This is a genomic window from Kribbella sp. NPDC055110, assembly GCF_053607525.1.
This window is the reverse complement of record NZ_JBSGTS010000007.1, coordinates 124,106-138,158: the sequence shown is the minus strand read 5'-3', so window position 1 is coordinate 138,158 and position 14,053 is coordinate 124,106. Positions and strand designations below refer to the sequence as shown.

The following is a 14,053-nucleotide window of genomic DNA, read 5'->3' as shown; positions in this document are numbered from 1 at the left end:
CTCAGCTGACGGTGACGATCTTGTTCACCGAGTACGCCGGGGCGTGGTCGGCGTCGCCCGGGAAGTAGACGCGGTAGGCGATCTGGCCGCGGACGGCCGGCTTGATGCCGAAGGCGTACTTGCCGGAGGTGCTGAGTTTCACGGAGGCGATCGACTTCCACACCTTGCTGCCGTACTGCTGCAGGTAGACCGACTGCCCGTAGTGCGCCGGGGCGACGTACCCGGTGAAGGCGGTCGTTCCGCCGAGGCGGATCGATGCGGGCGACAGGGCAGCGGAGATCGTCGGCTTGACCTGGACGGTCACGTCGACGGTGCGGGTGCCCATCAGGGTCGCGTTGCCCGGGAACGTCAGCATGTAGACCGACGACACGAGCGGCTTGTGCGTCACCGACAGCGTCCCGGTCGGCGACGTCTTGAGCGCCGCGAGCAGGGTGAACTTCGATGAGTTCTTCGGCCGCACGTACACGTTCACCGGCAACCCGGCGTACGCCAGGTTGTCGATCCGCAGCGTACTGCCCTTGATCGTGATCGCCCCGCCGTAGTTGATCAGCGTCGACGTCACACCGATCCCCGACTTCATCCCGAACAGCTGCTTGACCGCGATCGGGCTGTAGTTACCGCCTCGGTCGACGACCCAGGCGGCATACGTGTACGTCGTACCTTGCGCGAGGCCGGTGTTCTTCACCGAGGTCCCGCCGCCCGCGTACACGAGCGTGCCGGTGCTCGGCGTCGGCGCCTTGCTCCCAACGTTCCGCCGTACGATCACCTCACCGAAGTCCGTCGTCGGCGGGATGTCCCAGGCGAGGCTCGCGGCCAGGTACGCGCCACTGCCCGTGAACGTGGCCAGCTTCTGCGGTACCAGGTCCGGGGTGCTGAAGACCGTGGTGAACGGCGGCACCGGGTCACCCGAGGTCCCCACCACGCCGGACGCCGAGATCTTGTACGGCGTTGCCTCAAGCAACGAGGCCTGCGGGGTGAGGATCGCCTGGTGCGACGACGAGTCGTAGGTCACTCCGGCCGGAACCACCGCACCGGTCTTGCCGTTCAGCAGCTTCAGGCCGCTGACGACGCTTTCCGCGGTGACGTCCGGGGCGAAGGTGACAACCGGCTGGATCTCGGTGCTCTGGATGGTGGACAGATCCACGGGCAAGGCATCCAGGATCGGGTACGGGTCGATCGGCGCGGCGCCGACGGTGCCGGACGCGTTGGTGAGCTTCACGGTGTACGGGCGGCTGTCCCGGGAGCCGTTGGCGTTCCGGACCGCGACGTACGTCGTCCCGGCCGGGACGTTGACGTACGTCGATGCGGTCAGCGGCTGCGGGATCTCGTACCCGTCGGCGTCCACCGGGGGCTCCGGGTTCTGCACGAAGGCGAGCGGCTTGAGTGTCCCGTCGTACGCCGAGACCACCGGGCCGAAGTTCTGCGCGTAGGCGCCCGAGTCGAACATCGGGCCGGTGACCTCGATGCGCGCCTGGTGGAGCGCGTCCGACTGCACCTTGTACCAGTCGACGTCGCCCTCGACGCCGATCGTCGAGGAGATCGGGACGCCGGCGGTCAGCTCGGTCGCGCGGGCGGGCTGGTCGTTCGTGTCCGCGGTGCCCTGCGGGAAGTCCGTGGTCCATTTGCCGCCGAGGGCCTGGTAGGCGTCCAGGATGCCGGCGCCGTAGTACGGGTCGTTGCCGCGCGGGCCCGCGTCGCGGGCGGTCGCCTTCAGCCGCGCCATCACCTGGGCCGGCGTGAGCGTCGGCCACTTGTTGCGGACCAGGGCTGCGACACCGGCGACGATCGGGGACGAGAACGACGTACCGCCGAGGCCGAGCAGGTACGGCTCGTAGCCGGCCGGGGTCTTCGCGCGGGGCGCGGTGCTCGTGATGTCGGTGCCCGGGGCGGCGATGTCGACCGAGTCACCCCAGGTGCTGAAGCTGGTCAGTACGCCGGCCGGAGTGGTGGCGCCGACCGACAGGACCTCCGGGTACGCGCCCGGGTAGTGCAGGTCCGAGGAGCCGGTGTTGCCGGCCGCGGCGACCAGTACGACGCCGGCGGTGACCGCGTTCTGGATCGCTTGGTGCAGGACCGGGTTGTCACCCTCGCCGCCGAGCGACATGTTGATCACCCGGACGTGGTTCTTGACCGCCCAGTTGATGCCGTTGATCAGGTTCGAGTCGTCGCCCTCGCCGCGGTCGTTGAGCACCTTGACCGGGCGGACCTTCGCGTTCCAGGCGACACCGGCGATGCCGATCCCGTTGCTGGTACCGGCCGCGATGATGCCGGTCACCGACGTACCGTGGCCGTCGCCGTCGTTCGGCGCCAGCGCGGTGTTGAACGTGTTGTAGCCCGGCAGCAGGTGCCCGACCAGGTCCGGGTGGCCGGCGTCGACACCGGTGTCGAGGACACCGATCGTCTGGTCGCCGGCGCTCTTCGAGAGGTCCCAGGCACTGTTGACGCGGACGGTCGACAGGTACTTCTGGTAGTTCGTGTAGAGCCAGTCGTTCGGTGTGGCGGACTTCTGCCGGATGTAGTTGAGCGAGGCAAGCTCAACCGACGGATCGGCCTTGACCTTCTTCAGCAGCTCGGGCGCCGGGGTGTCACCGGTGACGGTGACCACGTCGGAGGTCACGGACACGTCGGGCGTGCCCTTGACCTTCGCCAGCGCGGCCTTCCGGGCAGAGGTCGTCGCCTTCGGCTTGAACTTCACGATCACGGACTTCGCGTCGTACGCGGGACCGCTAGCAGCGCTAGGACGGAACTTCGCGTGCGGAACGTTCGGCCCGGCGGAGGTCGCGGCGGTACCGGACGAGCCGGACAGCGCGACCAGACCGGCCGCGACGAGCGCCGCGGGCACGACCAGGCGCAGCAATTGAGTGGGACGGGACAACAGGGACCCCCAAGATGAGTGAACCGACCACTTTCGGTCCTCGCCTTAAATCGCTGGATCACCCCTCAGCGTTACAACCCGCCCGAAACTACGCTCCGTCGGCCGGACTGGGAACAACCCTCGGGGGGTGGGGATGGGCAATTGCTTGTTCCCAGTCCCTGGGGCTTGTTCCGGTATCTCGGCGGGGCGGGGGCACGGCGGCGGCCGGGCGGTGGGCGCGGGGGCGACGCGGGGGGCGGCGCGGGGGGCGGCGCGGGGGGCGTGGGCTGGGAATGTCACACGCGTTGGATGGGCGGTTGTGGGTGGGGACCGATAGTCTCGGGCGGCATGAGCACGAGTGTCGCCATCGCGGTGATTACCTTCAGGCGACCTGCTCTGTTGCGGGGGTTGTTGACGAGTTTGCAGGCTCAGGAGCTGCCCTCGGGCGGGGAGTACGCGATCCGGATCGTCGTGGTGGACAACGACGCGGAGGGGGCGGCGGCGCGGGTGCTGGAGGAGTTCGGGGACGGTACGCCGTACCCGATCGAGTCGGTCGTGGAACCGGAGCCGGGCATCCCCTTCGCGCGGGAGCGCTCCGTCGAGCTGTGCTGGAACGACGACGCGCTGATCTTCGTGGACGACGACGAGGTCGCCCCGCCCGGCTGGCTGACGACGCTGCTCAAGGCGTGGGAGTCGACCGGCGCTGACGTGGTGACGGGCCCGGTGAAGGGCAATCTCCCGCCCGGCGCGCCGCCGTGGAACGCCTACAGCGACGTACACGACTCCACCGGCCGGCACACCACCGGCGAGGAGCTCCGCAAGGCATACACGAACAACACGCTGGTCAGCCGCCGCGTCTACCACGCGGTCACCCCGGGATTCCACCCCGCGTTCCGGTACACCGGCTCCAGCGATCTGCACTTCTTCCTCCGCGTGCACCGCGCCGGGTTCCGGATCGTCTGGTGCGAGGAGGCCTGCATCGCCGAGGAGGTGCCTGTCGGCCGCACGACGCTGCGCTGGCTGGTACGGCGGGCGTTCCGCTCCGGCAGCGGTGACACGATCAGCCGCCTGCTGATCCGCCCGGGCGCGGTCAGCTACGTCCTGGTGCTGGCCTATGCTTCGGCCCGGGTGATCTCGGCGATCGGGTTCGCCCTCGCCGGGCTGCTGCTCGGCCGGAAGACGCACCTGCTGAAGGCAGTCCGCCGGTTCTTCTCGGGCGTCGGGAGTCTCGCCGGGATAGTAGGGATCAACCATGACGAGTACCGGGAACGGCACGGTTCGGCCGACGGTGGCGGAGCTGTGCCGGGCGATCTGGACGGTGGAACGGGACCTGGAGCTGCTCGGGTGGCAGATCCGGGGAGCCCATCCCTGGCCGATCATCCGGATGCGCGTCTTTCATGAGCTGACCCGCCGCACCGGCATCCACGGCGCGCCCCATCCGGTACGTCGTACGCCGTACGACAAGGCCGCCCTGGTCGGGAAACACGTGGCGGGGATCGTCACGCGCACCCCGTTCCCCGGCGCGTACGACGCCCTCGTCGTACCGCATCCGCGGAAACCGAACGGTGTCGAGATTTACACCGACGAGCTGCGTGTCGCGCTCGGCGACCGCGCCCTGATCCTGGACTCCGGGATCAACGGATCCCCGCTTCCGGGCAGCAAGAACCTGGACTTCTTCACGTCGGCCGCCGGTGCGCTCCATCGCCGTACCGTCGACGACCGCGGGATCGCGGCCGCGCTGGAGAAACTGACCGGTGTCCGGATCCCGATCGGCGCGCTGCTGGCCCGTGAGGTCCCGAAGCACCTCCGGCTCCGCGCCCTGTACCGCGCGCTCCTCAGGAAGCACCGGATCAAGACGGTCTACCTGGTCGTCGCGTACTTCCACCAGCACATCGTTGGCGCCGCCCGCGATCTCGGGATCCGGGTCGTCGAGCTGCAGCACGGCGCGATCAGCCCGTTCCACCTCGGGTACAGCTACCCGGACCGGCCCGTGGTCGCGGATCAGCCGGACGAGCTGTGGTGCTTCGGGTCGTACTGGACCGACGTCGCGGACCTCCCCGCCGTGATGCGGACCGAGGTGATGGGCGCCCCGTTCCTGCCGCCGCCCGGCCCGAAAGACCCGCACCGGGTGGTCTTCCTGTCGCAGGGCACTGTCGGGAGCGAGCTGGTGAAGGTCGCGGGGGCGGTCGCCGTCGAATACCCGGACCTAGAGGTTCTCTTCCGCCTGCACCCCAGCGAGCGCCCCGAGGACTACACGATTCCGTCGGGCGTAAAGCTCTCCACCGGCGGCAGTACGCTCGATCTGCTCGCGACCGCGACGTACCAGGTCGGCGTCTCGACCACCGCGCTGTTCGAAGGCATGGCGCTCGGCTGCCGTACGGCCGTGGCGGACCTCCCGGGGCACGAGTACCTGGACCCGGCGATCGCCAAGGGTCACGCGCTCCTCATGCGTGATCCGCGGGAGTTGAGCCAGGCGCCGCTCTGTGACGACCCGAGCAGCTACTACGCGCCGAGCAGCCTGTCACGGCTCGCGGCCGAGCAACCCGAGTAAGCGGTCCTGCAGCGGCGCATCAGGCTCTACCGGTACTTCGGCGCCGTACACCTCGATGCCCTCGCCGAAGGCGCCGGGCGTCCGGTACTTCAACATCAGCTCCGGCGGAATCGCCACCGCGGTCGCCCAGAGCCGCTCGACGTCGACCGGGTCCATCGTCTCGTCCTGATCGGTCGCGCGCGCCAGATCCCAGCCGTGCAGGACGAGATCGTCGGACACCACCTGGTCGATGTGCTGCTCGGTCGTCAGCCGCCCGGCCGGGGTGTCGCTCTCGGACAGCGCGGCGACCGGGTCGTCGAGTACGTCCTCGACCGCGGCCCGTGCCTCCTGGAACGCGGTCAGCGGGTCGTCCGCCGGCTCGAGCTTGCGCGCGACCGGCGTCAGCATCACCGCGTGCATCGTGACGACGTGCTCGACCACGTCCCGCGCGGTCCACTTCGCGCACGGTGACTGGTTCCCCCACTGATCGGGACGCACCGCCGCGACCTTCTGCTCGAAAGCCTCGGCCCGCCGCCGGTACCGCTCCGCGATCTCACCCATCCCCGCATGGTCCCGCGCCCGCACACACCGAGGGAAGAGTCCGCAAGCGTTCTGGACCGCATTAAGGTCAGCGTTATGAGGTACATGTTGCTGCACAAGACCAATGACAGCCTGGAGGCCGGGAATCCGCCGGATCCGGAGATTCTCGAGCGGGCGGACGCCGTGCTCGAGGAGATGCGTCAGGCCGGGGTGCTGGTGCTCGGCGAGGGCCTGATGCCGAGTTCGCGCGGCGCCCGGGTGACGTTCCCGGCGCCGGGGCAGCCGCGGGTGATCGACGGGCCGTTCGCCGAGACCAAGGAGCTCGTCGCGGGGGTTTCGATCATCCGCGTCGACACGAAGGAGGAGGCCGTCCAGTGGGCCCTCCGCTTCGCCGAGGCCGACCCGTACACCCCGATCGACATCCTGGAGATCGCGGGCTAGAGCCGCATGTGCAGGATCGGGTACGGCTTGCCCGTCGAGTCGTGCGTACTGCGTGACTCGAACCGGAACCCGTGGTGCTCGTAGAAGCCGACCGCGGCCGGGTTCTGCTCGTTGACGTCGACCCACGTGGCGGCGAAATGCGTGAACGCGTGCTGCAGCAGCAGGCTCCCGCCGCCGCGCCCGCGGTACGCCGGATCGAGGAACAGCATCTCGACGTTCCCGTCCGCCACCCCGATGAACCCGATCAGCAGCCCGTCGTCACCGCGCAAGCCGGCCAGCTGCGCGATCTCCGGAAACGACGCCCGTACCAACGGCCGGAACACGTCGAGATCCGCCTCGGTGACGAACAAATGGGTAGCCCGAACCGACGCCTCCCACAACTCCGCCGCCCGCTCGTACTCGTCCGGCCGAATGCCGCTGATCTCCATGCGGTTCAGGTTAGGTTGGTTGCTGCCCAGCCGGTGATGTCTTCGTGGCGGATGGCGGCGGCCATGAGGTCGGGGAACTTGTCCGGGGTGCAGGCGAAGGTCGGTACGCCGAGGTCGGCGAGCGCGGCCGCGTTCTCGGCGTCGTATGACGGTGTGCCCGAGTCCGCGAGCGCCAGCAGAGCAATCACTTGTACGCCGGACTCCACCAAGGAACGCGCCCGGCGCAACATCTCTTCCCGGACCCCGCCCTCGTAGAGATCCGAGATCAGCACGAGCACGGTCTCGGCCGGCATCGTGATCAGCTCCTCGCAGTACGCGAGCGCCCGGTTGATGTCGGTCCCACCGCCCAGTTGCGTCCCGAACAGTACGTCGACCGGATCCTCGAGCTGATCGGTCAGATCAACAACCGCGGTGTCGAACACGACCAGCGAGGTGCGCAACGTCCGGATCGACCCGAGCACCGCACCGAACAGCGACGCGTAGACGACAGACTCAGCCATCGATCCCGACTGGTCGATCGCCAGCACGATGTCCCGCTGCACACTGTGGTTCCGCCGCGCGTACCCGACCAGCCGGTCCGGCACGATCGTCCCGAGCGCCGGCGAGAAGTGCTTGAGGTTCGCCCGGATCGTCCGGTCCCAGTCGATGTCCGAATGCCGCGGCCGCGCCGTCCGCCCGGCCCGATCAAGCGCTCCGGTCACCGCCGCCCGTGTCCGCTCGGCGAGCCGCGCCTCGAGCTCGGCCACCACCCGGCCGACCACGTCCCGCGCGGTCTGCTTGGTCTCCTCCGGCATGACCTCGTTGAGCGCGAGCAACGTGGACACCAGATGTACGTCGGGCTCGACCGCCCCCAGCAACTCCGGCTCCATCAGCATCCGCGTGATCCCGAGCCGCTCGACCGCGTCCCGCTGCATCACCTGTACGACGGTGCTCGGGAAGTACTGCCGGATGTCGCCCAACCACCGCGCCACCCGAGGCGCCGAAGCACCCAACCCGGCCGACCGTTGCGTACCCGACTCTCCCTCCGCGGCGTCGTACAACGCGGCCAACGCCGCATCGACGGACCGGTCCTCGGCCGACAACGTCGTACCGGTCTCCTCCTCGGCCGCACCGCCAAGGACCAAACGCCAGCGGCGCAAACGCTCATCCGTCATGAGACCCCCAACAACTGCGCGACCACCGGCAACGCGGTCGCCGCCAGCTCGGCATCCAGATCGTTGTCGTCAGCAACAACCACGGACGCCGGATCGCTCAGCACCCGGGCTCGCGCGCCGATCGAGCGGCGCTCCGGTGCCGCAAACGTCCCGAATGTACGCCGCAGCAATGGCAGGACCTCGACGAACGCATCATCCGGGATCGCCGCCAGCCACCCGTCCACCATCGCCAGCAACCGCTCGTCGTGCACCAGCAACAATCCGCCACCGGCCAGGAACCCCTCGACGTACCCGGCCGCGTCCGCCGTCGCCGTACCAGGTGACAGCGACCGCCCCAGCCGCAACGCAACCTCGTGATCCGGCAACCGCGACGTGTCCAGCATCAACCGCGTCAACCGCCCCCGGATCAACGGCGGCACCGAGGCCCGATCGCTCAACCCCTGCAGCGTATTCAGCCATTCCGACCGCACATTCTCGGCCAGCAGAACCGTCGCGTCTTGCACCCCGTCGATCAATTCCTGTACGGCGGCCGCCGCATCCGGATCCAGTCCGTGAACGGTGCGCGCGAGACCAGCACACACGCGCGACACCATCCGCCCCGCGACCGCGGCCAGGCCGGCCGTGTCGGTCCCGCGTACGTCGCCGTACCGCGAGGCTCGTGCGAGCGCGGGCAGTGCCGCCATCAGATGCCCGACGTCGGCGTCGGCGGCCGCGCGGGTGTCGATTCCTTGGAGCAGCGGCGGTAGCGCCTCAGCGAGGTCGGCGAGGAGCGATTTCTCCAACGCAGCCGTGACATCGGCGAGCGTCGGGGAGTCCGCGGACTTCAGCATCACGGACGTCGCGGCGCCGAGCACCGTCGTACCGTGGGCGCCTGCGGCCACCAGCTCGACCTCCAGTCCGGGATCCCACGCCATCCGCCACATCTCCCGGAACGTGCCCTGCGCCCGCCGCTCGTCGGCGGCCGGCACACCCCAATGAACGCCGAGAATCCGCAGCCGGTGCAGGAGTCTGGACTTCTCCAGGTCGTTCGATTTCCGCAGGTCGAGCTCGATCACCCGCTCGGTCGCATCCCGCTTCATCCGCAACCGCCGCGCCTGTGCCGCCAGATCCGCCGCCACCGGCGCCTGCGGCGTCTCCCCCGGCACCGAACCGAGCAGCTCACCGACCACCGCTTCGCGCGTCACGAGATCCAGCAGTACGTCGTTCCCGCCGCAGAGCACCGCCCGCGTCGCCTCGGTCACCTCACTCAACCCGGCGAGCGGACGTTCACGCAACGCTGCCAGCGTGTCCGCGAGCCGGACCGCCTCGATCACGTGCGCGCTGGACACCGGCAGATCCTCGTTGCGCAGTACTTGCGCCACCTTGGAGAGCCAACGGGTCGTGATCTGGTCGGGCGCGGTGAACAGGTGGTGGTACCAGCCAGGTGACGTGATGCCGGCGCCGTACCCGCTTGCCGCGGCCAGCCGGCCGTGCGTCCACGGCACCCACGTACACGCGACCTTCCGCTTCGGCAGACCCTTCAGGATCCGTGCATCATGTGTTGCCGGAGGCAACGGTAGCTCCAGAGCAGGCACGTGCCAGGCACCGCAGACGACCGCGATCCGCTCGAATCCTTCACGAATCGCCTTCCGCAGAACCGTGCGCATATAGGCCTCGCGTTGCGCCTCGCGTCCGGTCGCTTCCTCACCGCGCCGTAGCTCTCGCATCGCGTCGGCGATCACCGTGAACGGTTCGGCACCACCGCGCCGCGACTCGATCACGTCGTCCCACCAGCGCTCGGGATCGTCGTACCCGCCCGCCTCGGCCAGCATCTTGAGTGGATCCATCGACACCGACCGCCCGCCCGCGGAGCCGAACTGCTGTGCCGCCGGGAGATCGCAGAACCGCACCGGCACCCCGGCGGCCAACCCGTACCGGACCGCCTGCCACTCCGGGCTGAACACCGCGAACGGCCAGAACGCCGCCCGCGTCGAGTCATCCACCGCGTACGCGAGCAGCGCGACCGGCGGCTCCATCTCCTCCGACGCAGCCAGCTCGACGATCTTGTCGGCCTCCGGCGGCCCCTCGATCAGGACGACATCAGGACGCAGCTCGGCCAGCGCGGTCGCCACCGCCCGCGCCGACCCCGGCCCGTGATGCCGGATCCCGAGCAGGTGAACGGTCATCCGGAGATCTCTCGGCAGGCCCGGTAGAACGGCGCCCAGTCGTCGCGTTCGCGGACCACGGTTTCGAGGTACTCCGACCAGACGACGCGGTCCGCGGACGGATCCTTGACGACCGCGCCGAGGATGCCGCCGGCCACGTCCGTCGGACGCAGTACGCCGTCACCGAAGTGGGCCGCGAGCGCGAGACCGCCGGTGACGACGCTGATCGCCTCCGCGGTGGAGAGCGTGCCGGACGGCGACTTGACCGCCGTACGGCCGTCCTCGGTTCGGCCCGACCGGAGCTCGCGAAAGATCGTGACCACGCGGCGGATCTCGTCGAGCGCGTCATCCGGCTGCGGTAGCTCGAGCGCCGAGCCGAGCTGCGACACCCGGCGCGAAACGATCTCCACCTCGTCCTCGGCGGAATCGGGCAGCGGCAGTACGACGGTGTTGAAGCGCCGGCGCAGTGCGCTGGAGAGTTCGTTGATGCCCTTGTCGCGATCGTTGGCGGTGGCAATGACGTTGAATCCCTTACGGGCCTGGACTTCCGTGGCCAGTTCGGCGATCGGCAGCGTCTTCTCGGACAGGATCGTGATCAGCGCGTCCTGGACGTCGGACGGCATCCGGGTCAGCTCCTCGATCCGGGCGATCTTCGCTCCGGTCATCGCGCGCTGCACCGGGCTCGGCACGAGCGCCGCCTCACTGGGGCCCTGGGCAATCAACTGGGCGTAGTTCCAGCCGTAGCGGATCGCTTCCTCCGCGGTGCCCGCCGTACCTTGCACTAGCAGCGTCGAGTCGCCGCTGATCGCCGCCGCGAGGTGCTCGCTGACCCACGTCTTCGCCGTACCCGGTACGCCGAGCAGCAACAGCGCCCGATCCGTCGCGAGGGTGGCGACCGCGACCTCGACCAGCCGGCGCGGGCCGACGTACTTCGGTGAGATCTCGGTGTCCCCCGCCTGCCCACCGAGTAGATACGTGACCACGGCACTCGGCGACATCAGCCAAGCAGGCGGCCGCGGCTTGTCGTCCGTCGCGCGCAACGCCTGCAACTCGTCGGCGTACTCGACCTCCGCGTGCGGGCGCAGTACTTCAGTGGTCATGGGGCCTCCTGGCCTGGACTGAGGAGCGTAGGGAGCGGAGCGACTGGAGCGACGAGGGAAGGCCAGGAGCCACAGCCCCATGACCCGCCGCGCCGGAGGCGTGGCATCAGTACTTTCATGTGAGCTCCTCGTACATTTCGCGGCGGAAGGTCAGGGTTTCGACGAGGCGGCGGCGCCAGGTGTCTTCCTCGCCGGTGGGTTCGCGGGTGATCGGGTGGTCGAGTACGTCGGGCGGCGCGGCGCGGGCCGCGATGCTGGCGAGGCGCGCCCAGGCGCGGTTGGTGCCGACCTTGGCGAGTTGGTCGAGGATCATGCTCGCGAGCGGAGCGGGCCACGGCACGGGCAATCCACCGACCAACTCGGCGACGTCGACGTTCTTCCGCAGTACGTCGACGGCGCTCGCCCACTCCTCGGCGGGCAACAACCGCAACAGCTCGGCCGGACCCCGACTGCCGGTATTCGATCCGGCTTGCAGGATCGCGCGGGACCACTCGACTGAGCTCTCGCGGATGGCGGCCTCGGTCCAGGCGGACTGCAGCACCTCGGCGGCGCAGCCCTCGACGGGCGTCTGGAGCCAGGTGATATCCATTGCCTGCAAGGGCGTGTTGGCGAGGATCTGGTGGAACCACCACGCGCGTTTGCCGACGCCTTCGGGGTTCTGCGAGTCGATCCCGTCACGCTCCATCGACTGCGTGAGGCTGCGCGGAAGGTCGACGGCGAGCACACCTTGGCTGGGCAGAAGGTGCGCGTGCAGACGTTCCGTCATCCGTACGCCGTACTGCGCTCCCGGCAACCGCGCAAGCAGCCGCGCGGCCACCCGCCGTACCTCACGGGAGCGGTCGTCGAGCGCGGACTCGAGGAACTCCTCGTCCGCCGGCCCGAGGTTGTCCTGCAGGAGTCCGAGAAAATCCGCCCGGGTCGCGGCGGACTCGCTCGGCCAGACCTCTTTGAGCGCGTCCCGTGCGGCGGCGGGATCTTGGGTGCGGGCGGCGCGCAACCAGGTACGTCGCTGGATCGCGTTGCCGTGCGTCCACAACTCCGGATCGTTGCTCTCAGCAACCGCCGCGTGCAGGAATCGCCACTCGGGATTGAGATCCGCGAGCCAGCGCGCACGACGACCGGCGGCGGTGATGACGAGCGGACGGTACTCCGCACGATTGCGCGCGAAGTCCGCCAACGCCGGCAGGTGCTCGGGCGGAACACCCCAACCGTGCGCGTCCGCCGTACGCAACCACTCACCCAGCGCGGACGTCTGGAACCCGCCCAGCATCGCGGCCAACCGCCGCACCGCGTTTGCCCGCGGCAACGGCCGATCCTCGCCCGGCGCAGCTGCAAGCGGTTCGAGATCGTGCAGCGGCTTGCGTCCGGCCCGCCTGTACACGGTCGCCAGCGCGGCAGCATCGAGCAGGTTGCCGTCGCCGAGGCGCACCTGGATGTGCTCGGGCAGCTCGTCGAAGTGCGGCGGCCGCCGGTCGGTGCCGAGCAACGCCGAACTGACCAGCCCGTCCCAGCCCTTCACTTCCGCACCCACCGATCGCCGTTCACAGGATCACCGGCCGGTCGGCGTGCCAACAGGTCATCGGGCGGAGGCCGGCGCGGTTCCACTCACCGGCCACGGTAATCGGATCGCCTGCGGATACCGCTAGCAGCTTCAACGCATCCCAGCCCGGCAGGATCTCGAGTCCGTCGCCGGCCTCGTCGACGAGCGCCCAGCCGTCACCGTGCCGCGCGGGTCGTACGTCCTGTAGCACCAGCGGCCAGCGCTCGTTCCACGGGTCGGCGGCGAGCGATTCGACGTACGACGCCGACGCCCTGCGGACCGTGAGACCGGCGGGGCGCGGTGCGGGCAGGCGCGGATCGGTTTGCGTGAGGAGAGCGCGCATCGGGAGAGCGCCTGGATAGAACGAGAGCGCCCCGGGGACGTACTCACCAGGACGAGCCGGAAGCGGGTCCAACGGGCGCCCGGCGGCTGCGAACGTGAGGATCAGCCCGATCCGTCCAGTCGTTGCCCCACGCAACCATACGCGGCGTACGGTGAGATGCTCGTCCGGCTCGATCACGCGGCCCAGTACGAGCCAGTCGTCCTCGACCTTCTCGCCCTCGAGACGGACACGCGCCGTTTCGGTCGTCCAGCCGATCCGGCTCTGCACCGTGTCGGCGAGCGACGGCGGGAGCTCCGCGAGACGACCGTGCGCCGCTACGACCAGGTGGACGAGGGACAGCTCTTCCAGCAGTTCGCCCGGCCAACCGTGACCACGGCCGACGACACCCGCCGCCCGACGTACCGCACCTGCCACGCCCGGCGCCTGCGCGTCGACCATCCGCGCGGCTAGGCGGCTCAGCTCGGTATACGCGCGCTGATCGAATCCGCCGAGTCCCTGGCGCACCTGATCGTCCAGCCAACCGGCCAACTCGGCCAGCCCCGCCGACACCCGATCCGCGCGCCGGGCCGCCCGCTGCTGCGCCGCAACCGGGTCCGCGACCTCGCCCGGCTTCCGCTCCGGCCGGTCGGCTCGCTCGGCTCGTTGGTCGACCCAGGTCTTCACCCAGTCCGGCTCGTCCGCCGGCGGTATCTCGTCCTTCGCCAGCAACAACAGCAACCCGAGCGCGTGCTTGCACGGAAACTTCCGCGACGGACAGGAGCACTTGTACGCCGGACCGCCGAGATCCACGGCCGTTTGGTACGGCTGCTTGCCGCTGCCCTGGCACAAACCCCAGACCGCACGATCGGTCGCGCCGGCGGCCGACCACTTCTCCCCCCGAGCCAGCCCCTGCCCAGCCTTCGCGGACGCAGGATCAGGCGCCAGTCCCACCACCTGCTCCACGTCCCACAACCCCACGCCACTCCTCACCACGTCCCTA

Annotated in this window: 11 protein-coding genes; 3 read left to right on the top strand and 8 right to left on the bottom strand. The window is 69.5% G+C overall.

Annotated features, from left to right (window positions below):
• Position 1: 1 nt before the first annotated feature.
• Positions 2-2,875 (bottom strand): S8 family serine peptidase, encoded by a 2,874-nt coding sequence (locus tag ACWF0M_RS13640; protein ID WP_452235955.1) that lies wholly within the window; start codon positions 2,873-2,875, stop codon positions 2-4.
• Positions 2,876-3,202: 327 nt separating this feature from the next.
• On the opposite strand from ACWF0M_RS13640, the gene ACWF0M_RS13635 reads away from it, so the two are divergent.
• Together ACWF0M_RS13635 and ACWF0M_RS13630 are read left to right on the top strand one after the other, a co-directional pair.
• Complete coding sequence (locus ACWF0M_RS13635) at positions 3,203-4,255, top strand: glycosyltransferase (RefSeq protein ID WP_452235954.1); 1,053 nt, start codon at positions 3,203-3,205, stop codon at positions 4,253-4,255.
• Positions 4,239-5,405 (top strand): hypothetical protein, encoded by a 1,167-nt coding sequence (locus ACWF0M_RS13630; protein ID WP_452235953.1) that lies wholly within the window; start codon positions 4,239-4,241, stop codon positions 5,403-5,405. Before ACWF0M_RS13635 ends, ACWF0M_RS13630 begins: the two co-directional genes overlap by 17 nt.
• Here the strand turns inward: ACWF0M_RS13630 and ACWF0M_RS13625 are convergent.
• Positions 5,376-5,945: a TIGR03086 family metal-binding protein gene (locus ACWF0M_RS13625; RefSeq protein WP_452235952.1), complete on the bottom strand. Its 570-nt coding sequence runs from the start codon at positions 5,943-5,945 to the stop codon at positions 5,376-5,378. The two genes, ACWF0M_RS13630 and ACWF0M_RS13625, sit on opposite strands and share 30 nt — an antisense overlap.
• A gap of 75 nt (positions 5,946-6,020) precedes the next feature.
• On the opposite strand from ACWF0M_RS13625, the gene ACWF0M_RS13620 reads away from it, so the two are divergent.
• On the top strand, positions 6,021-6,365 hold the full coding sequence (locus tag ACWF0M_RS13620) for a YciI family protein (protein WP_452235951.1): 345 nt from the start codon (positions 6,021-6,023) through the stop codon (positions 6,363-6,365).
• Here the strand turns inward: ACWF0M_RS13620 and ACWF0M_RS13615 are convergent.
• The 6 genes from ACWF0M_RS13615 to ACWF0M_RS13590 all read right to left on the bottom strand — a co-directional run bounded on the left by ACWF0M_RS13615 (position 6,362) and on the right by ACWF0M_RS13590 (position 14,016).
• Entirely contained in the window at positions 6,362-6,793 is a 432-nt protein-coding gene (locus tag ACWF0M_RS13615; protein WP_452235950.1) for a GNAT family N-acetyltransferase, read from the bottom strand. The genes ACWF0M_RS13620 and ACWF0M_RS13615 overlap by 4 nt on opposite strands.
• A gap of 5 nt (positions 6,794-6,798) precedes the next feature.
• Entirely contained in the window at positions 6,799-7,947 is a 1,149-nt protein-coding gene (locus tag ACWF0M_RS13610) for a VWA domain-containing protein (protein WP_452235949.1), read from the bottom strand.
• The gene (locus tag ACWF0M_RS13605) at positions 7,944-10,112 is read right to left on the bottom strand and encodes a DUF5682 family protein (RefSeq protein WP_452235948.1); all 2,169 of its coding nucleotides are present in this window, start codon (positions 10,110-10,112) and stop codon (positions 7,944-7,946) included. The genes ACWF0M_RS13610 and ACWF0M_RS13605 overlap by 4 nt, the downstream gene beginning before the upstream one ends.
• On the bottom strand, positions 10,109-11,191 hold the full coding sequence (locus ACWF0M_RS13600; RefSeq protein ID WP_452235947.1) for an ATP-binding protein: 1,083 nt from the start codon (positions 11,189-11,191) through the stop codon (positions 10,109-10,111). The genes ACWF0M_RS13605 and ACWF0M_RS13600 overlap by 4 nt, the downstream gene beginning before the upstream one ends.
• 115 nt (positions 11,192-11,306) lie before the next feature.
• Positions 11,307-12,722 (bottom strand): DUF5691 domain-containing protein, encoded by a 1,416-nt coding sequence (locus tag ACWF0M_RS13595; protein ID WP_452235946.1) that lies wholly within the window; start codon positions 12,720-12,722, stop codon positions 11,307-11,309.
• A gap of 10 nt (positions 12,723-12,732) precedes the next feature.
• The gene (locus tag ACWF0M_RS13590) at positions 12,733-14,016 is read right to left on the bottom strand and encodes an SWIM zinc finger family protein (protein WP_452235945.1); all 1,284 of its coding nucleotides are present in this window, start codon (positions 14,014-14,016) and stop codon (positions 12,733-12,735) included.
• Positions 14,017-14,053 lie beyond the last annotated feature (37 nt).